We start from the raw sequence: 20,897 nt of genomic DNA on the forward strand, positions 1-20,897 counted from the left end.
GTCATTCGACCAGCAGGCCGCCAAAAGTTCGGCTGCCTGTCTGGTTTTCAGAACATTCTCTATTTGGTGCCGCGAGCCCGGTGTTCGGCAAACTGGCGGCGGAAAGCGTCGAAGCGGTGTTCCTCGATGGCTGCGCGCATCTCGCGCATCAGTTCCAGGTAGTAATAGAGGTTGTGGATCGTGTTCAGGCGCGCGCCCAGGATCTCGCCCACGCGGTGCAGGTGGTGCAGGTAGGCGCGCGAGAAGTTGCGGCAGGTGTAGCAGCCGCACTGCTCGTCGAGCGGACGTGGGTCGTTGCGATGCGCCGCGTTGCGGATCTTGACGTCGCCAAACCGGGTGAAGAGCCAGCCGTTGCGGGCATTGCGGGTGGGCATGACGCAGTCGAACATGTCCACGCCATGCGCCACGCCGGCCACCAGGTCTTCCGGCGTGCCCACGCCCATCAGGTAGTGCGGCTTGTGGGCCGGCAGGCGCGGGCCCACGTGTTCCAGCACGCGCATCATGTCCTCCTTGGGCTCGCCCACGGACAGGCCGCCGATGGCGTAGCCGTGGAAGTCCAGTTCGGACAGCCCCGCCAGCGATTCGTCGCGCAGGTCCTCGAACATGCCGCCCTGGACGATGCCGAACAGCGCGTTCGGGTTGGCCAGGCGGTCGAATTCGTCGCGCGAACGCTTGGCCCAGCGCAGGCTCATGCGCATCGAGCGCGCGGCCTCGTCATGCGTGGCCGGGCGGCCGTCGATCTCGTAGGGCGTGCATTCGTCGAACTGCATGACGATGTCCGAGTTCAGCGTGCGCTGGATCTGCATCGAGATCTCGGGCGACAGGAACAGCTTGTCGCCATTCACCGGCGACGCGAACGTGACGCCTTCTTCGGTGATCTTGCGTAGTTCTCCTAGCGAAAACACCTGAAAACCGCCCGAATCGGTCAGGATGGGCTTGTCCCAGCCGATGAACTTGTGCAGGCCCTCGTGGGTGTCCACCACGTCCAGGCCCGGGCGCAGCCACAAGTGGAACGTGTTGCCCAGGATGATCTGCGCGCCGATCTCGTTCAATTCCAGCGGCGACATCGCCTTGACCGACCCATAGGTGCCCACGGGCATGAAGATTGGCGTTTCTACTACGCCATGGTTCAGCGTGACGCGGCCACGGCGCGCGTTGCCATCGGTGGTCAGCAGTTCGAAGTTCAGCATGTTCGGTTCTCGAAATCGGTCGGTCGCGCGGTGTCAGTCGCGGCGGGTCAGCAGCATGGCGTCGCCGTAGCTGAAGAAGCGGTAGCGTTGCGCCACGGCATGGCGATAGGCGGCGCGGATGGCTTCCACGCCGGCCAGCGCGGACACCAGCATCAGCAGCGTCGACTTGGGCAGGTGGAAGTTCGTGATCAGCGCGTCCACCGCGCGGAAACGATAGCCGGGGGTGATGAAGATGTCGGTGTCGCCGGTGCCGGGGCGCAGCGTGCCGTCCTCGGCCGCGGCCGATTCCAGCGCGCGCAGCGACGTGGTGCCCACCGCGATCACGCGGCCGCCACGGGCGCGCGTGTCGCGCACGGCATCGGCCAGTGCCTGGCTCACGGCGTACCACTCCGAGTGCATCTTGTGCTCGGACAAGTCTTCGGTGCGCACCGGCTGGAAGGTGCCCGCGCCCACGTGCAGCGTCAGGAAGGCGCGGCGGATGCCGGCGGCGTCGAGCCGCGCAAACAGCGCATCGTCGAAATGCAGGCCGGCCGTCGGTGCGGCCACGGCGCCCGGGTTGCGCGCGTAGACGGTCTGATAGCGCGTTTCATCATAGGCGTCGGGATCGTGCGTGATGTACGGCGGCAGCGGCAGCCGGCCATACCGTTCGATCAGGTCGAGCGCGGGTTGCGGAAAACGCAGCGTGAAGAACTGGTCCACGCGCGGGCCCACGGTGACCGTGAAGGCGCCATCGGCCAGATGCAGCGGGCTGCCCTCTGCCGGGGTTTTCGACGCGCGCACCTGGGCGAGCACGGTGTGGCTGTCCACCACGCGCTCGACCAGCACCTCGATCCGGCCGCCACTGGGTTTCTGGCCGAAAAAGCGCGCCTTGATCACGCGCGTGTCGTTGAAGACCAGCAGGTCGTCGGGGCCCAGGTATTCGAGGATGTCGCTGAATGCGCGGTCCACCAGCCGCACCGCGTCGGCGGTGTCATCCGGTGCCGTCCGCTCTACCACCAGCAGGCGGCTGGCGCTGCGGTCGGGCAGGGCAGACTGCGCGATCAGTTCGGGCGGCAGCGGGAAATCGAAATCGGACAGGGTGAGCATTGCGGTTCAGCGAGGTATTCGGGGCAAAGCGCCAGGCAATACGCGAGCCGGGCAGCACTCCGGAACGAAGTGCCGCCGCAGGCATCGGTACGGCATGGGTACAATCGGCGAATCCGACATTGTAAGGCTTGGGCGCCCGGCTTCGCCCGATGCCTGCTTGTGACCCCTATATTCCCGCGCTGATGCCAGGCACCGCCACCGACCCGATCGACGATCCTGCCCCGACGGCCGCCCAGTCCACCCCGTCCGCCCCCGCCGGCGACAAGCCGGCGCGGCGCGGCGCGGCCAGGGCGGAGGCCAAAGGTGACGCCAAGGCCGGCGACAAGGCCGGCGACAAGGCCAAGCCGTCGTCGGCCGTGGCCCGGCTGGCCAAGCTGGGCCTGCGGCGGCCGGTCGATCTGGTGCTGCACCTGCCGCTGCGCTACGAGGACGAAACCACGCTGGAGCCGATCCGCGACGCCATCCGCCGCGCGGGCATGGGTCTGGCCGCCCAGGTGGAAGGCGAGGTGGTGTCGAACGAGGTGACGTTCCGCCCGCGCCGCCAGCTGGTGGTCAAGATTGCCGACGAAACCGGCGAACTGACGCTGCGCTTCATCAATTTCTACGGCAGCCAGACCAGGCAGATGGCCGAAGGCGTGCGCCTGCGCGTGCGCGGCGAGATTCGCGGGGGCTTCTTCGGCGCCGAAATGGTTCATCCCACGGTACGGCCGATCACACCCGACGAACCGCTGCCCGACCGCCTGACGCCGGTCTATCCGGCCACGGCCGGCATTTCGCAGGCCTATCTGCGCAAGGCCATCGGCGGGGCGATGTCGCGCACGCCGATGCCCGAGACCTTGCCCCAGGCCATCCTGCGCGGACCGCTGGCGCCGCTGAAGCTGACGCCGCTGATCGACTGCCTGCGCCTGCTGCACAACCCGCCGCCGCAGGAAAGCGAGGCCGCGCTGGCCGATCGCTCGCATCCGGCCTGGGTTCGCATCAAGTTCGACGAACTGCTGGCGCAGCAGATTTCGCTGCGCCGCTCGCAGGCCGCGCGCAAGGAAAAGAACGCACCGTCGATGCCGCGCCGTGCCGACGGCCTGCTGACGCGCTTTCTGGCGGCGCTGCCGTTCAGGCTGACCGGTGCGCAGCAGCGCGTGGTCGAGGAAATCGCCGCCGACATGGCGCTGCCGCACCCGATGCACCGGCTGCTGCAGGGCGACGTGGGCAGCGGCAAGACCATCGTGGCCGCGCTGGCCGCCTGCCAGGCCATCGACGCGGGCTACCAGGCCGCGCTGATGGCGCCGACCGAAATCCTGGCCGAGCAACACTACCGCAAGCTGTCGGCCTGGCTGGAGCCGCTGGGCGTGCCCGTGGCGTGGCTGGCCGGCAGCCTCAAGACGAAGGCCAAGCGCGAAGCCGTGGCGCGGGCCGAATCGGGCGAGGCCCGGCTGGTGATCGGCACGCACGCGCTGATCCAGGACGGCGTGAAGTTCGCCAACCTGGGCCTGGCCGTGGTGGACGAGCAGCATCGCTTTGGCGTGGCGCAGCGGCTGGCGCTGCGCGGCAAGGCGGCCGAGGGCGACGCGCCGGTGCCGGCCGACGAGAAGGTGCCGCACCAGCTGATGATGTCGGCCACGCCCATTCCGCGCACGCTGGCGATGACGTACTACGCCGACCTGGACGTGTCGGTGATCGACGAATTGCCGCCGGGCCGCACCCCGATCGTGACCCGGCTGGTCAACGATGCGCGCCGCGACGAGGTAATCGAGCGCGTGCATCATGCGGCCGCCGAAGGGCGCCAGGTCTACTGGGTGTGTCCATTGATCGAGGAAAGCGAGGCGCTGCAGCTGCAGACCGCCGTGGAAACCTTCGAGACGCTGGTGGCCGCGCTGCCCGACCTGCGCGTGGGGCTGGTGCACGGCCGCCTGCCGCCCGCCGAGAAAGCGGCCGTGATGGACGATTTCAGCGCCAATCGCCTCCAGGTGCTGGTGGCCACCACCGTGATCGAAGTTGGCGTGGACGTCCCCAATGCATCGCTGATGGTGATCGAGCATGCCGAGCGGTTCGGCCTGGCCCAGTTGCATCAGCTGCGCGGGCGTGTGGGCCGTGGCAGCGCGGAATCGGTCTGCCTGCTGATGTATCAGGCGCCGCTGTCCCCCACGGCGCGCGAACGCCTGGCGACCATGCGCGAGACGACCGACGGCTTTGAAATCGCCCGGCGCGACCTGCAGATCCGGGGTCCCGGGGAATTCCTGGGCGCGCGTCAGTCGGGCGAGGCCATGTTGCGCTTTGCCGACCTGGAAACCGATGCCTGGCTGGTCGACTACGCCCAGCAAGCCGCCGAACTGATGCTGGAGCGGTTTCCAGAGGCGGTCGAGGCACATCTACTGCGCTGGCTGGGCGGGCGCGAGCACTTTCTGAAGGCGTAGACAGCCTCCGGGCGCGTCCTCTGACGGGTCAGAAAAAGTGGTGGATGGCTGACATTGCTTCGGCGATCTGACAGACGACGCAATCGAAGCTAAAATCTATCGCCTAACCGGATTTGATTAATCATGACGCTCACCGAACTCAAGTACATCGTTGCCGTAGCGCGCGAGCGCCATTTCGGCCGGGCGGCCGAGGCGTGCTTCGTTTCGCAGCCGACGCTGTCGGTTGCCATCAAGAAGCTGGAAGACGAGCTCACCGTGCAGATTTTCGAGCGCGGCACGTCCGAGGTGTCGGTGACGGCCATCGGCGAACAGATCGTGGCGCAGGCCCAGCGCGTGCTGGAACAGACCATGGCGATTCGTGAAATTGCCAAGCAGGGCAAGGACCCGCTGGCCGGACCGCTGCGCGTGGGCGTGATCTACACGATCGGGCCGTACCTGCTGCCGGCACTGGTCAAGCAGATGATCGACACCGTGCCGCAGATGCCGCTGATGCTGCAGGAAAACTACACGAACAAGCTGATCGAGCTGCTCAAGCAGGGTGAAATCGACTGCGCGATCATGGCCGAGCCGTTCCCGGATTCAGGCCTGACGGTGCGCCCGCTCTATGACGAGCCGTTCGTGGTGGCTGTGCCGCGCGGGCACAAGCTTGCCGAGCAGACCAGGGTGGACCCGGACGAATTGAAGCAGCAGACCATGCTGCTGCTGGGCAGCGGCCATTGCTTCCGCGATCACGTGCTGGGCGTGTGTCCGGAACTGTCGCGCTTCTCGCAGGCAGCCGACGGCATCCAGAAGACGTTCGAGGGGTCGTCGCTCGAAACCATCCGCCATATGGTGGCCAGCGGCGTGGGCATCACGGTGCTGCCGCGCACGTCGGTGCCCGATCTCAAGCCGCGCAACGACATGCTGTCGTACGTGCCGTTTGCCGAGCCGGTGCCGGACCGCAGGGTGGTGCTGGCCTGGCGCAAGAGCTTCACGCGCCTGCCCGCCATGGAGGCGCTGGCCAACGCCGTGACCGCGTGCGAATTGCCCGGCGTGCGCAAGCTCGGCAGCACGCTGGCCGAGGAAGCCGTGGCGGCCTGATTTCGCCCGCTCTGGCGATGCCATCGAACGGCAGGGGAGACCCTGCCGTTTGTGTTTTTGTGCCTCAATCTCCATATTGGAGGCAATCCCCTGCGCGCGACAGGGATATAGTCATCCCCTATTCGATAGGTTGAAATTATTAAATAGCCACATCGATAGCGCGGAATTAGACTGTTTCCATCGGTCGTGGCGCACGTCAGGCGGACGTGCCGGACCCTCGAAAAACAGTTGGAGAATCGTCATGGCAATGCTGAATCTTTTCGTGAGCGAGTTCCGGCAGCTGAAGGCCGACGCGGTGCGCGACGGCGGTGCCGGGCGGCTGCACCGAAAGGTGGTGCGCAAGGAAATCGGCATGGCCGTCGTGGCGTTGGGCGCGATGGTCATGTTCCTGGACGCGGCCCGGGGGCTGTCCGTCCTTCTGACTTGAACCTGATACGATAATGGCCGCTGCTCGTCCGTGTAGCGCGGGCGGTCGATCCTCGTGGCCAGACCAGAATGGAGCTTAAAAAAATGGCAAAGAAGAATGAGATGAGCGTGAACATCGGTATTTCGGACAAGGACCGCAAGAAGATCGCGGAAGGCCTGAGCAAGCTGCTGGCTGACACCTACACCCTCTATCTCAAGACCCACAACTTCCACTGGAACGTGACGGGTCCGATGTTCAACACGCTGCATACCATGTTCGAGACGCAGTACACCGAACTGGCGCTGGCCGTTGACGCGATTGCCGAGCGGATTCGCGCGCTGGGCTACCCGGCACCGGGTACGTACAAGGAATACGCGAAGCTGTCGTCGATCGCCGAGGAAGAGGGTGTGCCCGAAGCCACCGAGATGATCCGCAAGCTCGTGGAAGGCCAGGAGGCCGTGGTGCGCACCGCGCGTTCGCTGTTCGGCGTGATCGACGCCGCCGGCGACGAGCCGTCGGCCGACCTGCTGACCCAGCGCATGCAGACGCACGAAAAGACCGCGTGGATGCTGCGCTCGCTGCTGGCCTGATTCCGGCCATGCTGCACACCGGTTGAACCGGTACGACGCGCCTTCGGTATGCCGAAGGCGCGTTTTTGCTTGGTATTGCCGGTAGTATTGCCGGAAGTTTCGTCAGAAGTCCGCCGCCATGTCTCATCCGTCCGCCGCCCCCCATCATCCCAGCCGAATTGCGCTGTATGCCCGACTTGTGCGCATCGACAAGCCAATCGGCACGCTGCTGCTGCTATGGCCCACGCTCTGGGCGATGTGGATGGCTGCCGGCGGGCCACCGTCCTGGCAGATTTTCTGGATCTTCTTCGCCGGCACGTTCCTGATGCGCTCGGCGGGCTGCGCCATCAACGACTGGGCCGACCGCGATTTCGACAAGCACGTGAAGCGCACCAGGGAGCGGCCGCTGACCGCCGGGCTGATCGCCGGCTGGGAAGCGCTGGCCGTGGCCGCCGTGCTGGCGCTGATCGCGTTCGCGCTGATCCTGCCGCTGAACGGGCTGACCAAATGGCTGGCCGTGGTGGCGGCGGTGCTGGCCGGGACCTACCCGTTCTTCAAGCGGTTCTTTGCGATTCCGCAGGCCTACCTGGGCATTGCCTTCGGGTTTGGCATTCCGATGTCGTTCGCCGCCATCCAGGGCGAGGTGCCGGTCGTGGCCTGGCTGATGCTGCTGGGCAACGTGTTCTGGGCGGTGGCGTACGACACCGCCTATGCGATGGTCGATCGTGACGACGACCTGCTGCTGGGCATGAAGACATCAGCCATCACGTTCGGGCGCTTCGACGTGGCCGCGATCATGATCTGCTATGCGGCCTTTCTGGGGCTGATGGCCTGGGCCGGCGCGCTGCTGGGCATGGGCTGGGCCTACTACGCCGGGCTGGTGGCGGCCGCCGTGCTGGCCGGTTACCACTACACGCTGATCCGCGAGCGGGACCGCATGAAGTGCTTTGCCGCGTTCCGGCACAACAACTGGCTGGGCGCCTGCGTGTTTGCGGGCACCTTCGCGGCTTACCTGCTGAAATAGACCGGTTGTTGGCGCCGCGCTTCCGTTTGATGGGAGCGCGGCGCCAACCCGTCAATCCTTGCCGAACTCCGCACCCATCTCGCGTCCGCGCGCGGCGGCGGCGTGCATGGCCTTGACGAAAGCGTCCTTCATGCCGCTGGCGTCCATCGCCGTCAAGGCGGCATACGTCGTGCCGCCCTTGGACGTGACGCGCTCGCGCAGCGTGGCTACCGGCTCGGGCGATTCGGCCGCCAGCGCCGCCGCGCCACGGAACGTTTCCACGGCCAGTTTCCGGCCCTGTTCGGCGGACAATCCCATTTCCACGGCCGCGCGCTCCATCGCCTCCACAAAATAGAAGACGTAGGCCGGCCCGCTGCCCGAAATCGCGGTGACGGCGTCGATCTGGTCGTCGTTGTCCACCCAGACGCACTGGCCCACGGCTTCGGCCACGGCCGTGGCGATATCCCGGTCGGCGCCGGACAGCCCCGGGGGCGCGGCCAGGCCGGTCATGCCCAAGCCGGCCAGCGCGGGCGTGTTCGGCATGGCGCGCACCAGACGGCTGCGGCCCAGCCAGCGGGCCATGTCCTGCAGCCGGATGCCGGCCGCGACGCTGATGATGAGGTTGTCGGTCAGCAGCGGCTCGAGCGCGGCGATGGCGTCACGGAACTGCTGCGGCTTGACGGCCAGCACGATCACGTTGCTGGCGCCAAAGGCGGCGTCGGGCGCCGCCAGCGCCTTGACGCCGCTCTGGGCCAGGCGCTGGCGGGCATCTTCCGAGGGATCGACCACGCGGATCGAGCCGGCCGGCACGCCACGGGCCACCAGGCCGCCGATCAGGGCAGACGCCATGTTGCCGCCGCCGAGAAAGCCAAAGGTGAGGGAATCGAGCATCAGGTTTCCTGGTGAGCCAGCGCGGTACGTGGCGGCCGGCGTTTTTTCATGTCATGGGGATGCGAAAGACCGGCGCGGAGCCTGCCGGGCGCCATCAGGGCCGCGCGCCGAAAATCGCGGTGCCGATACGCACCAGCGTGGCGCCCTCGGCAATGGCCGCGTCCATGTCGGCGGACATGCCCATCGAGAGCGTGTCCACGTCTAGCCCGGATTGCCGCAGTTGATCAAGCAACGCACGGAGGGCGGCAAACGGTTGACGCTGGGCGGCCGGGTCGGCCGCTGGCGCCGGAATGGCCATCAGGCCGCGCAGCCGCAGATTTGGCAGCGTCGCGATGGCCTGGGCCAGCGCCGGCACCTCGGCCGGCGCCACGCCGCTCTTGGTGTCCTCGTTGCTGATATTGACCTGGATGCAGACCTGCAGCGGCGGCAGCCCGGCCGGACGCTGGGCGGACAGCCGCTCGGCGATCTTCAGCCGGTCGATGGCGTGGACCCAGTCGAACTGCTCGGCCACCGGCCGCGTCTTGTTGCTTTGCAGGGGGCCGATGAAATGCCACTGGATCTGGCCGCGCAGCGCGTCCAGCGCGGCAATCTTCTCCACGCCTTCCTGGACATAGTTCTCGCCGAACGCCCGCTGGCCGGCGTCGAAGGCCTCGCGGACCCGATGCGCCGAAACCGTCTTGGAAACCGCCAGCAATGTGACATCGGCCGGCGCCCTGCCGGCTTGTTGTGCGGCCGCCGCGATGTCATTTTTCACGGCTTGCAAGTTGGCGGCGATTACAGACATAATCCAGCGGATATATTCGAAGAAGTACAACTAGAAGTACAACAATAAACCTTTGAAGGCCCGGCAAATCGATATTCCCGCCAGGGCCTCTTTCAGGGTGGGGTCATTATAGATGGACATCGCACAGCTTCTGGCCTTCGCGGTCAAGAACAAGGCATCCGATCTTCACCTCTCGGCCGACATGCCGCCGATGGTGCGTATTCACGGGGACATGCGCCGCATCAACGTCGCGGCGATGACGCACAAGGACGTCCACGCCATGGTGTACGACATCATGAGCGACGTTCAGCGCAAATCCTATGAAGAACGGCTGGAGGTCGATTTCTCGTTCGAGATCTCGGGCCTGTCCCGTTTCCGGGTCAACGCCTATACCACGCAGCGCGGCTCGGCCGCCGTATTCCGTACCATTCCGTCGAAGGTGCTGACGCTCGACGACCTGCACGCGCCGGCGGTGTTCGCCGACCTGTGCATGAAGCCGCGCGGACTGGTGCTGGTGACCGGGCCGACCGGTTCGGGCAAGTCCACCACGCTGGCGGCGATGGTCGACCATCGCAACGACAACGACATGGGCCACATCCTCACGGTGGAGGACCCGATCGAATTCGTCCACAACTCGAAAAAGAGCCTGATCAACCAGCGCGAGCTGGGGCCGCACACGCATTCGTTTGCCAACGCGCTGCGTTCGGCGCTGCGGGAAGACCCGGACGTGATCCTGGTGGGGGAATTGCGGGATCTGGAAACGATCCGGCTGGCGCTGACGGCGGCGGAAACCGGCCACCTGGTCTTTGCCACGCTGCACACCAGTTCGGCCGCCAAGACCATCGACCGGGTGGTGGACGTGTTCCCGCCCGAGGAAAAGGACATGGTCCGGACCATGCTGTCCGAATCGCTGGAGGCCGTGATCTCGCAGACGCTGCTCAAGACGCGCGACGGCAATGGCCGCACCGCGGCGCACGAGATCATGATCGCCACGCCCGCCATCCGCCACCTGATCCGCGAGAACAAGATTGCGCAGATGTACTCGATGATGCAGACGTCCAGCGGCATGGGCATGCAGACGCTGGACCAGTGCCTGGGCGACCTGATCAAGCGCGGCATGATCAACTACAACGATGCGCGGGCGATTGCGAAGAACCCGGACGCATTCATGGGCTAAGGGGCGATCATGCTCGACCGCGAATCCGCATCGAAGTACATCAACGACCTGCTCGAGCTGATGGTGAACAACCGCGGCTCGGATCTGTTCATCACCTCCGAATTCCCGCCGGCCATCAAGGTCGACGGCAAGATCACGCCGGTCTCGCAGCAGCCGCTGAACCCGACCCAGGCGCTGGGCCTGGTGCGCTCGATCATGAACGAGCGCCAGGTGAAGGAGTTCGACGACACGCGCGAATGCAACTTCGCGATCACGGCGCCCAACGCGGGCCGCTTCCGGGTGTCGGCCTTCATCCAGCAGGGCCGCGCCGGCATGGTGGTGCGAACCATCAACACGCGCATCCCGTCGGTGGAAGACCTGGACCTGCCGCAGTCGCTGCATGACATCGTGATGTCCAAGCGCGGGCTGGTGATCGTGACCGGCGCCACGGGCTCGGGCAAGTCGACCTCGCTGGCGGCCATGCTGGACCACCGCAACGCGCATTCGTATGGCCACATCATCACGATCGAGGACCCGATCGAATACGTGCATGCGCACCAGAACTGCATCGTCACGCAGCGCGAGGTGGGCATCGATACCGAGTCGTGGCACATCGCGCTGAAGAACACGCTACGCCAGGCGCCCGACGTGATCCTGATCGGCGAAATCCGCGACCGCGAGACGATGGAATACGCGATGCAGTACGCCGAGACGGGCCACCTGTGCCTGGCCACGCTGCACGCGAACAACGCCAACCAGGCCATCGACCGGATCGTCAACTTCTTCCCCGAGGAAAAGCGCCAGCAGCTGCTGATCGACCTGTCGCTGAACCTGAAGGCGATGATCTCGCAGCGTCTGCTGCCGCGCGCCGGTCGCAAGGGCCGCGTGCCGGCTGTGGAAATCATGATCGGCACGCCGCTGGTGGCCGACCTGATCTTCAAGGGCGAGATCCACGAGCTCAAGGAAGTCATCAAGAAATCGCGCGAGCAGGGCATGATCTCGTTCGACCAGGCGCTGTTCGAACTGTACGAGGCCGAGAAGATCACCTACGAGGACGCGCTCAAGAACGCCGACTCGCTGAACGACCTGCGCCTGATGATCAAGCTCCATAGCACGCGGCATCGCGACGCGGATCTTGGCGCCGGCACCGAACACCTGAACGTGATCTGACGCGGGCGGCCGGGGCGCGGTATGCTTGCGCCCATTACCTTTCAGGAGACCGACGATGAGCAACGTCTACCAGTTCGAAGCCAGTTCGCTGGCAGGCCAGCCGGTGCCGCTGGCCGACTTCCGGGGCAAGGTGCTGCTGATCGTCAACACGGCCAGCGAGTGCGGCTTCACGCCGCAGTACGCGGGTCTGCAGACGCTGCAGGACAGCTACCAGACGCGCGGCTTCGATGTGCTGGGCTTTCCGTGCAACCAGTTCGGCAAGCAGGAGCCGGGCGATGCCGAACAGATCGGCGCGTTCTGCGAATCGCGCTTCCACGTCACCTTTCCGATGTTCGCGAAGATCGATGTCAACGGCGCCGATGCGCATCCGCTCTACAAGTGGCTGACGTCGGAAAAGCCGGGGCTGCTGGGCACCCAGGCGATCAAGTGGAATTTCACCAAGTTCCTGCTGCGCCGCGACGGCACGATCTTCAAGCGCTATGCGCCGACCACCAAGCCTGACGAGATTCGCGGCGACATCGAGACGCTGCTCAGCGATCCGGGCGCCTGAAACAGACCCGCCGGCGGCCGGCGGCGGCCGGCTTCAGCCGTGCGAGTCCGCCCGGACCGCGCGCAGGAAGCCGTTGAGCGAACGCTCCGGCGTTTCGTGGAAATGCTCGGCCAGCATGGTCAGCTTGCGGCAGCGGTCCAGCCGGAAGCTCCGGTAGTCCTCGCGCGCCGTGCACCAGGCGGCCACCAGCCAGACATTGCCCCAGAAGAACAACCCCAGCGGCTGCACCACGCGCACGGTGTCGCGCTGTTGCGCATCGGAATAGTCGATCTGCAGCAGCCGCTGCGCGCCGATGGCCGTGTGGACGATGTCGAACGCCTCGCGCACGGCGGGGTGGTTGGCATACTCGGGCGCGAAAATGCGGCTCTGCTGCGCGGCCAGGCGCCGTTGCGGCGGCAGGGCGGCCATCAGCTTTTCCAGCGATGGCTCGGCCGCGGCGGCCAGCGCGCCGCCGCCCCAGGCCTTGAGCAGGCGCAGGCCCGCCACCATGGCCTCCACTTCCATCGACGTGAACATCAGCGGCGGCACATCGTAATCGGGCCGCAGGCGGTAGCCGATGCCGGCTTCGCCCTCCACAGGCACGCCGGACAGCGACAGCGCCTGGATGTCGCGGTAGACCGTGCGTTCGGACACGCCCAGCCGCTGCGCGAGCAGCGCGGCCGTGGTCAGGCGGCGCCCGCGCAGGACCTGGACGATCTGGAAAAGGCGGTCGGCGCGTCGGCTCATGGCGGTGTCAGTGCGCGACGGCGGCGGGTGCGGCAGCCATGGCCGGTTCATGCAGGCCGATCCGGTTGCCTTCGCTGTCGGTGATATGGGCGAAGCGGCCCATGTTGTCGGGCAACTGCACCGGGCCGCGCACGGTGCGGCCTCCGGCATAGGTGACCCGCGCCAGCACGTCGTCGAGTTGCGGGGCGTTGAAATACGGCACCGGGCCGTAGAACGCGCTGGACCGGTACTGCTCGCCGCGCACCAGCGCACCGGCCGAGCTTGCATGGGTGAATACGGCCAGGTCGACGTCGCCCACGGTTTCGCGGCGTAGCGGATGCTCGAACACCGTTTCGTAGAACTGCATGGCGCGCTTCATGTCGGTCACCGGGATTTCCAGCCAGTTGACCAGTGCATTGGACGGGTTGGCCATGGTGGCGCTCCTCTTTGTCGTGTCGGGAGACCGGATCATGCGCGGGCACTCCTGACAGCGTGCTGTCAGGAGCATGTCAGGGGCCCGGGTGCGGTCTCAATGCGGCATCCAGGCCGCCATCACCGGCACCAGGATGGCCGTCAGTACGCCATTCAGCCCCATGCCCAGTGCCGAAAACGCGCCGGCCTCCTGGCTGACCTGAAACGCCCGGGCCGTGCCGATGCCGTGGGCTGCCACGCCCGTGGCAAAGCCGCGCACGGTGTAGTCGCGCACGCGCAGCAGGTTCAGCAGGCCGGTGGCGCTGATCGCGCCGATGATGCCGGTGGCCATCACCAGCACGGCGGTCAGCGACGGCAGGCCGCCAATTTTCTCGGACACGCCCATCGCGATCGGGATCGTCACCGACTTCGGCGCCAGCGACAGCACCACCTCGGGCGACGCCCCAAGCAGGTAGGCGATACCGACCGCCGACACCACGGCGGACACCGAACCGGCCAGCAAGCCGGCCAGCAGCGGCAGTACATTGCTGCGCAGCTTCGGCAACTGGGTGTACAGCGGCACAGCCAGCGCCACGGTGGCCGGCCCCAGCAGGAAGTGCACGAACTGCGCGCCGTCGAAGTAGGTCTTGTACGGCGTGCCGGTCACGGTCAGCACCGTGACCAGGATGGCCACCGAGATCATCACCGGATTGGCCAGCGGCGAGAACCGCGCGCGTTCGTAGATGCGGAACGCGAACACATAGGCGACGAGCGTGGCGGTCAGCCCGATCAGCGGACTGGCGGCCAGGTACACCCAGATTTCATTGAGACGCGGCGACATCATGGCTGGGCTCCGGCATCCACGGCATCGGCCGGCGGCTTGCGCATCAGTGCGCGCGTGACCAGCGCGGTCACGGCGATGGCCACCCAGGTGGAGATCACCAGCGCGATGACGATCGGCAGCCATTCGCTACCGATGCGGTTGGCATGCACCATGATGCCGACGCCGGCCGGCACGAACAGCAGCGACAGGTGCTTGAGCAGGTCATTGGCCGAGCCCTGGATCACGGGCAGCAGCCGGTTGTCGAATACGAGCCAGCCGAACAGCAGCAGCATGCCGAGCACGGGGCCGGGCACGGGCAGACGCAGGGCGTAGCTGATGACTTCGCCCACGGTCTGGAAGACCAGCAGGATGGCAAACGTCTGGAGCATGGGGGCAGCTTGGGAGAATCCGATGTGCCGCCATGTTACTCCCGGACAAGATGCGTGCAAGCTGAGGCACCGGCCCGTTGCGCCGGGAACACGGCCGTCGCGATGGCGGCGCTGGCCCTCTCCCCCGACCCCTCTCGCGCCTTGCGGGAGAGGCGAGCAAACATCCCCTACGCCGCCTGCGCCGCCACTGTCGGCGCCAGCATGCGGTCCACCAGCTCCACCCAGTGGATCACCGGCGTGTCCGTGCCGCTTTGCAGGTGCGTGATGCAGCCGATATTGGCCGTGGCGATGGCATCGGGCGACGTGGCCTGCAGCTTGCTCAGCTTGTCGTCGCGCAGCTTGTACGACAGCTCGGGCTGCAGGACCGAGTACGTGCCCGCCGAGCCGCAGCACAGGTGGCTGTCGGCGCAGAGCCGCACGTCCACGCCCAGGCGCGTCAGCAGCGATTCCACCTTGCCGCGGATCTGCTGGCCGTGCTGCAGCGTGCAGGGCGGATGCCACGCCACGCGGCGGCCATCGCGCGGCACCGCGCCGGCCAGCCGGTGCAGGTCGTCGGCGAAGTCGGGCAGCAGCTCGGACAGGTCGCGCGTCAGCGCCGACACGCGCGCGGCCCGTTCGGCGTACGTTGGATCATTGCGCAGCAGGTGGCCGTAGTCCTTGACCATCGCGCCGCAGCCCGATGCCGTCATGACGATGGCCTCGGCGCCGGCCTGGATATGGGGCCACCAGGCGTCGATGTTGGCGCGCATGTTGTCGAGCCCGCCCGCATGGTCGCCGGTGTGGAAGCGGATCGCGCCACAACAGCCGGCCTCGCGCGCCAACACCAGTTGCACACCAAGCTTGTCGAACACACGGGCCGTTGCGGCATTGATGTTGGGCGACATGGCGGGCTGCACACAGCCGTCGAGCAACAGCATCTTGCGCGGATGCTCGCTGCGCGGCCAGGTGCCCGGCGTCGTCGGGTGGGCCGGCACCTTGTTGCGCAGCGTCTGCGGCAGCAGCGGCCGCACGATCTGGCCCAGCTTCAGCGCCGGGCCGAACAGCCCGGGCCGGGTCAGGCCCTCGCGCAGCATCCAGCGCGCGATGCGCTGCCTGGCGGGGCGCCGGATCCCCTGTTCGGCCAGCCGGTCATCGACGATCTGCCGGCCGATGTCGACCAGGCGCCCGTACGTGACCCCCGACGGGCAGGTCGATTCGCAATTGCGGCAGGTCAGGCAGCGGTCCAGGTGCAGGCGCGTGCTTTCGGTCACCGCGCTGCCTTCGAGCACCTGCTTCATCAGGTAGATGCGCCCGCGCGGGCCGTCCAGTTCGTCACCGAGCAGCTGGTAGGTGGGGCAGGTGGCGGTACAGAAGCCGCAGTGCACGCAGTTGCCGACGATCGATTTCGCCTCTTCGCCTTCGGGCGTGTTGCGCAGGAATTCGGCCAGTGTGGTTTGCATGGTGGGGGATCGTTATCGTTGGGGACCGTGTCCGGACGTGGCTCAAAGCCCGCTGTACATGCGCTGTGGATTGAAGATGCCCGCTGGATCGAAGCTGGCCTTCAGCCGCCGGTGGATCGCCGCCAGTGGCGCCGGGAGCGGCGTGAACACGCCCACGGCCTTGTCGCCGTTGCGGAACAGCGTGGCATGGCCACCCACGGCCTGGGCGGCCGCGCGGACCCGGTCGGCCGACGCGACGCTGTCGTCGGGCGCCAGCCACCAACGCTGGCCGCCGCCCCATTCCACCAGTTGCTCGCCGGGCAGGTCCAGCGGCGTTGTCACCGGCGGGACGGCAATGCGCCACAGCGCGCGGCCGGCGTCGCGCGCCGGCGTGAAGAACGGATAGGTCTGCTCGCGCAGGGCGGTCCACAGCTGTCGGGCATGGCTGGCATCGACCACCTCGCCGCCCAGGCTGTCGCGCGCCGCGCAAACGGCGGCGGTGGCGCCGCTCAGGCGCACGCACAGCACGCCGTCATGCCAGGCCGACGCCGCGATCGGCAACGGCTTGCCGCCCCATTTGTTGAGTTGGTCGATGGCGTCGGCCTGGGACAGCGCAAAGCGCAGCGTGGCGTCGTCGAACGGCACGGGCAGCACCTTCAGCGATACCTCGGTGACCAGGCCCAGCGTGCCGAGCGAGCCGGCCAGCAGGCGCGATACATCGTAGCCGGCCACATTCTTCATGACCTGCCCGCCGAAGTTCAGGATCTCGCCCTTGCCGTCCATCAGCTGCGCGCCGAGCACGAAATCGCGCAAGGCGCCCACCGACTGGCGGCGCGGCCCCGACAGCCCCGCCGCGAAGGCGCCGCCCAGCGTGGCGGTGCTGGCCTGGCCGTGCGCGGCGAAATGGGGCGCCTCGAAGGCCAGCATCTGGCGGTGCCCGGCCAGCACGTCCTCGATCTCGGCCAGCGGCGTGCCGCAGCGCGCGGTGATCACCAGCTCGGCTGGGTCATAGTCGACGATGCCGCGATACGCCCGTGTATCGAGCACGGTGCCGACCAGCGCCTGGCCGTAGAAATCCTTGCTGCCGCCGCCGCGCAGCCGCAGCGGGGTGCGGCTGTCGCCGGCCTGGCGAATCGCGTCGCGGAAGGTCGCGAGGGTGGCGTCGAGGGTGGCTTGCATGAGGACGTGTCGTGATAGGGTGGGTGGGTCAGGGGCGCATCGGGCCCATCATGGGCGCGGCGGCCTGGGCGGCGGCCGGTTCTCCACGGCGCCTTCGAGCCGGCCCTCCAGGCCTGGCTCGCTGCGGTACGCCGGCAGCGCGCTGCCGCAGTGCTGGCAGAACCTGGCGGACGGCTCGTGCCCTTCGGTCAGGCATTGCTCGCACGAGCGCGTGGTCAGCGGCCGCTTGATGATGCTGGCGGCCAGCTCGGCGCCGACGATGCCGGTGGGGAAGGCGATGATCCCGTAGCCCAGCAGGATCGTCAGCGACGTGATGAACTGCCCGATCGGCGTCTTCGGCACCATGTCGCCGAAGCCCGTGGTGGTCAACGTGACGATGGCCCAGTACATACTGAGCGGAATGCTGGTGAAGCCGTGCTCGGGGCCTTCGACCACGTACATCACGGTGCCCAGGATCACCGTGATGATGAACACGGTGGCCAGGAACACGAAGATCTTGCGCCGGCTATTGGCCAGTGCGCGGGCCAGGATCTCGGCCTCCTCGAAGTACACGGTGAGCTTGAGGATCCGGAACACCCGCAGCAGGCGCAGCAGCCGCACGTCGATCAGGAACGCCAGCTCGGGCACGAAGAACGACGCCCAGGTGGGCATGATCGAGATGAAGTCGATGATGCCGTAGAAGCTAAGCGCGTAACGCAGCGGGCGCTTCACCACGCACAGCCGCATGACGTACTCGGCCGTGAACAGCAGCGTGAACATCCATTCCAGCGCCGTGAACGCCGTGCCCAGCCGGGCGTGGATGGACGGCACGCTGTCCAGCATCACCACGCCGACACTGGCGACGATGGCGATCAGCAGCACGACGTCGAACAGTCGCCCCGGGCGCGTGTCGGCTTCGAAGATGATCGTGTACCAGTGCTGGCGCCAGCCCGATTCGGGCTGGCCCAGGCGCTGGCGGATCATGGCGTTGGTGTGGCGTTGTGGCATGTCTGACGAAACAGGTAAGCAGGGGCGGGTGGATAAACAGGCAGCGTGCCGCCATCCCCCGCCGGGCCCTGCGCGTCGATCAGAATCGCGGGATGTCGGGGTGGGGCAGCAGGCCGCGCCTGACGTGCATCTTGCCGTATTCGGCACAGCGTGCCAGCGTCGGGATGGCCTTGTCCGGGTTGAGCAGGCGCGCGGGATCGAACGCCGCCTTCACGCCGAAGAACGCCTCGCATTCCTCGCGCGAAAACTGCACGCACATCGAATTGAGCTTTTCGACGCCCACGCCATGCTCGCCGGTCACGGTGCCGCCCAGTTCGACGCAGGTCTCCAGGATGTCGGCGCCAAACAGTTCGGCGCGGTGCCATTCATCGACGTCGCCGCCATCGAACAGGATCAGCGGGTGCATGTTGCCATCGCCGGCATGGAACACGTTGATGCACCGCAAGCCGTACTTCTGCTCCATCCGTTCGATGCGCTTGAGCAGCGTGCCGATGTGCTTGCGCGGGATGGTGCCGTCCATGCAGTAATAGTCGGGCGAGATACGGCCCGCGGCCGGGAAGGCGTTCTTGCGGCCGCTCCAGAAGCGCAGGCGCTCGGCCTCGTTCTGCGACACCGTGATGCGCGTGGCGCCCGAAGCGCGCAGCACCTCGCTCATGCGGCCGATTTCCTCGGCCACTTCCTCGGGCGTGCCGTCGGACTCGCACAGCAGGATGGCGGCGGCATCGAGGTCGTAGCCGGCCTTGACGAATTCCTCCACGGCGGCCGTGGCGGGGCGATCCATCATCTCCAGGCCGGCCGGGATGATGCCCGCGGCAATCACGTCGGCCACGGCATTGCCGCCTTTTTCCACGTCGTCGAAGCTGGCCATGATGACCTGCGCCAGCTGCGGCTTGGGGATGAGCCGGACGGTGACCTCGGTGACCACGGCCAGCATGCCTTCGGAGCCGATGATCGTGGCCAGCAGGTCCAGGCCCGGCGAATCGGGCGCCTCGGAGCCGAACACGACCACATCGCCCTCCATCGTCACCGCGCGTACGCGCAGCACGTTGTGGACGGTCAGCCCGTACTTCAGGCAATGCACGCCGCCGGAGTTCTCGGCCACGTTGCCGCCGATGGAGCAGGCGATCTGCGACGACGGGTCGGGTGCGTAATAGAGATTGTGCGGCGCGGCCGCTTCGGAAATGGCCAGGTTGCGCACGCCGGGCTGGACCACCGCCGTGCGCGAATACGGATCGACCGACAGGATGCGCTTGAACTTGGCCAGCGACAGCACCAGGCCGCCCGCGACCGGCATGGCGCCGCCGGACAGGCTGGTGCCGGAACCACGCGGCACCACGGGCACGCCGAGTTCGTGGCACAGGCGCAGCACGGCGCAGACCTGGTCCTCGGTGTCGGGCAGCACCACGGCATCGGGCACCTGCCGATAGGCCGCCAGACCATCGCACTCGTAGGGGACGGTGTCTTCAGCCCGCCACAGCACGGCCGCGTCGGGCAGGATGGCCGACAGCCGGGCCAGCAGCGCGGCACGGCGGCCATCTGCGGCTTGGGCGGATACATCCGCAACGGTGCGGGCGTCTTGGGGGGCGTTCATGGCAGCAACTCCTGTGACGGACCGGGCGCCGCATGCTGCTTCGCAGGCACGCGGCCGGGACGGCAGACTATAGCGCAGGCACCTCGCCAGGCGGGCGCCCGGGCACGTGAATTCCGCATGCCGACCCGATCAAAATGGTTCATGCCGGCGCGGGCAGGGGGTGGGCACCGGCGCACACCGTCGTCGGGCAGGGGACGCTTCCAGCGTAGTGGCTCAGGCGCTACCAGTCCAGCCCGAGCAGCCAGTCGATGAAGTAGCGCGCCTCGGGCAGCAGCGGCGCCTGCTCGCGCTCGACGATGTAATAGCCGTGCGGCGAGATCGATTCCACATCGAGCAGCTTCACCATCTGGCCGGCCGCCAGCCACTGGCGCGCCATGCGCTGGCGCACCAGGCCCACGCCCTGGTTCGACACGATGGCCTCCAGCATCAGGCCGATGTCGTTGAACTGGGCGCCGGTCTGCGGCTCGGGCCAGTCCAGGCCCGCCGTCTCGAACCACGGGCGCCACGGTTCCAGCGGGCTGCGCAGCAGCGTCAGGTTGTGCAGGTCCTCGGGCCTGGTGATGGCAAAGCCGTTCACGCGCTCGTAGTATTCGCGGCCGCACGCCGGGAACACCGGCTCCACCAGCAGCCTGGTGGTCTTCAGGTCCGGATAGCGGCCCGTGCCGTAGCGGATCTCGATGTCGGTATCCTCGGCCTTCACATCCAGGAACGGCACGGCCAGGTGCAGTTCCAGGTCGATATGCGGATACAGCGCGCTGAACTCGGGCAGGCGCGGCACCAGGTGCTGGCGCCCGAAGGTGGGCGGAATGGCCACGCGCAGGCGCGTGCGCAGCTTGTTGTACTCGGGGCGCGCCAGTTCGTTGAGCGATTTCAGCGCATCCTGCACGTTGCGCTGGTAGCGTGTGCCGGCCGTCGTGAGCCGCAGCGCGGCGTTCGAGCGCACGAACAGGTCCTCGCCCCAGAGCTCCTCCAGGTTCTTGATGCGATGCGAGACCGCGCTGGGCGTGACCGACAGTTCCTCGGCCGCGCGGGCAAAGCTGCCCAGCCGCGCCGCCGACTCGAAGGCGATCAGCAGGTGCAGCGGCGGAACGCGTTGGAAGACCGATGCCATGGCCGCGG

General features: G+C 67.1%; 21 protein-coding genes. 8 read left to right on the forward strand and 13 right to left on the reverse strand.

Annotated elements, in window-relative coordinates; all coding sequences use genetic code 11:
* Positions 1 to 59: 59 nt before the first annotated feature.
* Together tgt and queA are read right to left on the reverse strand one after the other, a co-directional pair.
* Positions 60 to 1,190, reverse strand: a complete 1,131-nt coding sequence (tgt, locus tag AC24R4_RS19690) for a tRNA guanosine(34) transglycosylase Tgt (RefSeq protein WP_400391948.1) — start codon at positions 1,188 to 1,190, stop codon at positions 60 to 62.
* Positions 1,191 to 1,223: 33 nt separating this feature from the next.
* Complete coding sequence (gene queA, locus AC24R4_RS19695; RefSeq protein WP_400391951.1) at positions 1,224 to 2,276, reverse strand: tRNA preQ1(34) S-adenosylmethionine ribosyltransferase-isomerase QueA; 1,053 nt, start codon at positions 2,274 to 2,276, stop codon at positions 1,224 to 1,226.
* Between the two features lie 182 nt (positions 2,277 to 2,458).
* On the opposite strand from queA, the gene recG reads away from it, so the two are divergent.
* The 5 genes from recG to ubiA all read left to right on the forward strand — a co-directional run bounded on the left by recG (position 2,459) and on the right by ubiA (position 7,766).
* A complete protein-coding gene (gene recG / locus AC24R4_RS19700) occupies positions 2,459 to 4,687 on the forward strand; it encodes an ATP-dependent DNA helicase RecG (protein ID WP_400391954.1) in 2,229 nt (742 codons plus the stop codon).
* Positions 4,688 to 4,810: 123 nt separating this feature from the next.
* Complete coding sequence (locus AC24R4_RS19705) at positions 4,811 to 5,767, forward strand: LysR substrate-binding domain-containing protein (protein WP_400391956.1); 957 nt, start codon at positions 4,811 to 4,813, stop codon at positions 5,765 to 5,767.
* Between the two features lie 241 nt (positions 5,768 to 6,008).
* Positions 6,009 to 6,194: a hypothetical protein gene (locus AC24R4_RS19710; protein ID WP_153947299.1), complete on the forward strand. Its 186-nt coding sequence runs from the start codon at positions 6,009 to 6,011 to the stop codon at positions 6,192 to 6,194.
* An 83-nt stretch (positions 6,195 to 6,277) separates the two neighbouring features.
* Positions 6,278 to 6,763, forward strand: coding sequence for a Dps family protein (locus tag AC24R4_RS19715; protein ID WP_153947300.1), 486 nt, complete (start codon positions 6,278 to 6,280; stop codon positions 6,761 to 6,763).
* A gap of 118 nt (positions 6,764 to 6,881) precedes the next feature.
* Complete coding sequence (gene ubiA, locus AC24R4_RS19720) at positions 6,882 to 7,766, forward strand: 4-hydroxybenzoate octaprenyltransferase (protein WP_400391364.1); 885 nt, start codon at positions 6,882 to 6,884, stop codon at positions 7,764 to 7,766.
* A 51-nt stretch (positions 7,767 to 7,817) separates the two neighbouring features.
* Here ubiA and proC read toward each other — a convergent pair whose 3' ends face one another.
* Positions 7,818 to 8,636, reverse strand: a complete 819-nt coding sequence (gene proC, locus AC24R4_RS19725; RefSeq protein WP_400391367.1) for a pyrroline-5-carboxylate reductase — start codon at positions 8,634 to 8,636, stop codon at positions 7,818 to 7,820.
* Positions 8,637 to 8,730: 94 nt separating this feature from the next.
* A complete protein-coding gene (locus AC24R4_RS19730; protein ID WP_400391370.1) occupies positions 8,731 to 9,420 on the reverse strand; it encodes a YggS family pyridoxal phosphate-dependent enzyme in 690 nt (229 codons plus the stop codon).
* Positions 9,421 to 9,532: 112 nt separating this feature from the next.
* Here AC24R4_RS19730 and AC24R4_RS19735 point away from each other — a divergent pair, with 112 nt between their 5' ends.
* The 3 genes from AC24R4_RS19735 to AC24R4_RS19745 are packed head-to-tail and all read left to right on the forward strand — an operon-like array spanning position 9,533 to position 12,275.
* Complete coding sequence (locus AC24R4_RS19735; RefSeq protein ID WP_153947304.1) at positions 9,533 to 10,576, forward strand: type IV pilus twitching motility protein PilT; 1,044 nt, start codon at positions 9,533 to 9,535, stop codon at positions 10,574 to 10,576.
* 9 nt (positions 10,577 to 10,585) lie between these two features.
* Entirely contained in the window at positions 10,586 to 11,725 is a 1,140-nt protein-coding gene (locus AC24R4_RS19740; protein WP_153947305.1) for a PilT/PilU family type 4a pilus ATPase, read from the forward strand.
* Between the two features lie 55 nt (positions 11,726 to 11,780).
* Positions 11,781 to 12,275, forward strand: coding sequence for a glutathione peroxidase (locus AC24R4_RS19745; protein WP_400391373.1), 495 nt, complete (start codon positions 11,781 to 11,783; stop codon positions 12,273 to 12,275).
* A 33-nt stretch (positions 12,276 to 12,308) separates the two neighbouring features.
* Here the strand turns inward: AC24R4_RS19745 and AC24R4_RS19750 are convergent, their stop codons facing one another.
* From AC24R4_RS19750 to AC24R4_RS19790, 9 genes are all read right to left on the reverse strand, one after another.
* Positions 12,309 to 13,001 carry a helix-turn-helix transcriptional regulator gene (locus AC24R4_RS19750; RefSeq protein ID WP_092601546.1) on the reverse strand — a complete coding sequence of 231 codons (693 nt, stop codon included), beginning with the start codon at positions 12,999 to 13,001 and terminating at the stop codon, positions 12,309 to 12,311.
* 7 nt (positions 13,002 to 13,008) lie between these two features.
* Positions 13,009 to 13,413 (reverse strand): VOC family protein, encoded by a 405-nt coding sequence (locus AC24R4_RS19755; RefSeq protein ID WP_400391377.1) that lies wholly within the window; start codon positions 13,411 to 13,413, stop codon positions 13,009 to 13,011.
* Positions 13,414 to 13,509: 96 nt separating this feature from the next.
* Positions 13,510 to 14,235 carry an LrgB family protein gene (locus tag AC24R4_RS19760; protein ID WP_400391380.1) on the reverse strand — a complete coding sequence of 242 codons (726 nt, stop codon included), beginning with the start codon at positions 14,233 to 14,235 and terminating at the stop codon, positions 13,510 to 13,512.
* Positions 14,232 to 14,603, reverse strand: a complete 372-nt coding sequence (locus AC24R4_RS19765) for a CidA/LrgA family protein (RefSeq protein ID WP_400391383.1) — start codon at positions 14,601 to 14,603, stop codon at positions 14,232 to 14,234. Before AC24R4_RS19765 ends, AC24R4_RS19760 begins: the two co-directional genes overlap by 4 nt.
* Before the next feature lie 167 nt (positions 14,604 to 14,770).
* Entirely contained in the window at positions 14,771 to 16,042 is a 1,272-nt protein-coding gene (glcF, locus tag AC24R4_RS19770) for a glycolate oxidase subunit GlcF (protein WP_400391386.1), read from the reverse strand.
* A gap of 42 nt (positions 16,043 to 16,084) precedes the next feature.
* Positions 16,085 to 17,200 (reverse strand): glycolate oxidase subunit GlcE, encoded by a 1,116-nt coding sequence (glcE, locus tag AC24R4_RS19775; RefSeq protein WP_400391388.1) that lies wholly within the window; start codon positions 17,198 to 17,200, stop codon positions 16,085 to 16,087.
* A gap of 48 nt (positions 17,201 to 17,248) precedes the next feature.
* Positions 17,249 to 18,187, reverse strand: a complete 939-nt coding sequence (locus tag AC24R4_RS19780; RefSeq protein WP_400391391.1) for an ion transporter — start codon at positions 18,185 to 18,187, stop codon at positions 17,249 to 17,251.
* A 79-nt stretch (positions 18,188 to 18,266) separates the two neighbouring features.
* The gene (locus tag AC24R4_RS19785; protein WP_400391393.1) at positions 18,267 to 19,778 is read right to left on the reverse strand and encodes an FAD-linked oxidase C-terminal domain-containing protein; all 1,512 of its coding nucleotides are present in this window, start codon (positions 19,776 to 19,778) and stop codon (positions 18,267 to 18,269) included.
* A 220-nt stretch (positions 19,779 to 19,998) separates the two neighbouring features.
* Positions 19,999 to 20,889 (reverse strand): LysR substrate-binding domain-containing protein, encoded by an 891-nt coding sequence (locus tag AC24R4_RS19790; protein ID WP_400391396.1) that lies wholly within the window; start codon positions 20,887 to 20,889, stop codon positions 19,999 to 20,001.
* Positions 20,890 to 20,897: the final 8 nt, after the last annotated feature.

The sequence above is a fragment of the Cupriavidus sp. CER-90 genome, assembly GCF_057652055.1.

What these genes read in the sequence shown, in the direction of transcription:
- tgt (WP_400391948.1), bottom strand. Translation starts at nt 1,190, where the DNA reads ATGCTGAACTTCGAACTGCTGACCACCGATGGCAACGCGCGCCGTGGC.
- queA (WP_400391951.1), bottom strand. Translation starts at nt 2,276, where the DNA reads ATGCTCACCCTGTCCGATTTCGATTTCCCGCTGCCGCCCGAACTGATC.
- recG (WP_400391954.1), top strand. Translation starts at nt 2,459, where the DNA reads ATGCCAGGCACCGCCACCGACCCGATCGACGATCCTGCCCCGACGGCC.
- AC24R4_RS19705 (WP_400391956.1), top strand. Translation starts at nt 4,811, where the DNA reads ATGACGCTCACCGAACTCAAGTACATCGTTGCCGTAGCGCGCGAGCGC.
- AC24R4_RS19710 (WP_153947299.1), top strand. Translation starts at nt 6,009, where the DNA reads ATGGCAATGCTGAATCTTTTCGTGAGCGAGTTCCGGCAGCTGAAGGCC.
- AC24R4_RS19715 (WP_153947300.1), top strand. Translation starts at nt 6,278, where the DNA reads ATGGCAAAGAAGAATGAGATGAGCGTGAACATCGGTATTTCGGACAAG.
- ubiA (WP_400391364.1), top strand. Translation starts at nt 6,882, where the DNA reads ATGTCTCATCCGTCCGCCGCCCCCCATCATCCCAGCCGAATTGCGCTG.
- proC (WP_400391367.1), bottom strand. Translation starts at nt 8,636, where the DNA reads ATGCTCGATTCCCTCACCTTTGGCTTTCTCGGCGGCGGCAACATGGCG.
- AC24R4_RS19730 (WP_400391370.1), bottom strand. Translation starts at nt 9,420, where the DNA reads ATGTCTGTAATCGCCGCCAACTTGCAAGCCGTGAAAAATGACATCGCG.
- AC24R4_RS19735 (WP_153947304.1), top strand. Translation starts at nt 9,533, where the DNA reads ATGGACATCGCACAGCTTCTGGCCTTCGCGGTCAAGAACAAGGCATCC.
- AC24R4_RS19740 (WP_153947305.1), top strand. Translation starts at nt 10,586, where the DNA reads ATGCTCGACCGCGAATCCGCATCGAAGTACATCAACGACCTGCTCGAG.
- AC24R4_RS19745 (WP_400391373.1), top strand. Translation starts at nt 11,781, where the DNA reads ATGAGCAACGTCTACCAGTTCGAAGCCAGTTCGCTGGCAGGCCAGCCG.
- AC24R4_RS19750 (WP_092601546.1), bottom strand. Translation starts at nt 13,001, where the DNA reads ATGAGCCGACGCGCCGACCGCCTTTTCCAGATCGTCCAGGTCCTGCGC.
- AC24R4_RS19755 (WP_400391377.1), bottom strand. Translation starts at nt 13,413, where the DNA reads ATGGCCAACCCGTCCAATGCACTGGTCAACTGGCTGGAAATCCCGGTG.
- AC24R4_RS19760 (WP_400391380.1), bottom strand. Translation starts at nt 14,235, where the DNA reads ATGATGTCGCCGCGTCTCAATGAAATCTGGGTGTACCTGGCCGCCAGT.
- AC24R4_RS19765 (WP_400391383.1), bottom strand. Translation starts at nt 14,603, where the DNA reads ATGCTCCAGACGTTTGCCATCCTGCTGGTCTTCCAGACCGTGGGCGAA.
- glcF (WP_400391386.1), bottom strand. Translation starts at nt 16,042, where the DNA reads ATGCAAACCACACTGGCCGAATTCCTGCGCAACACGCCCGAAGGCGAA.
- glcE (WP_400391388.1), bottom strand. Translation starts at nt 17,200, where the DNA reads ATGCAAGCCACCCTCGACGCCACCCTCGCGACCTTCCGCGACGCGATT.
- AC24R4_RS19780 (WP_400391391.1), bottom strand. Translation starts at nt 18,187, where the DNA reads ATGCCACAACGCCACACCAACGCCATGATCCGCCAGCGCCTGGGCCAG.
- AC24R4_RS19785 (WP_400391393.1), bottom strand. Translation starts at nt 19,778, where the DNA reads ATGAACGCCCCCCAAGACGCCCGCACCGTTGCGGATGTATCCGCCCAA.
- AC24R4_RS19790 (WP_400391396.1), bottom strand. Translation starts at nt 20,889, where the DNA reads ATGGCATCGGTCTTCCAACGCGTTCCGCCGCTGCACCTGCTGATCGCC.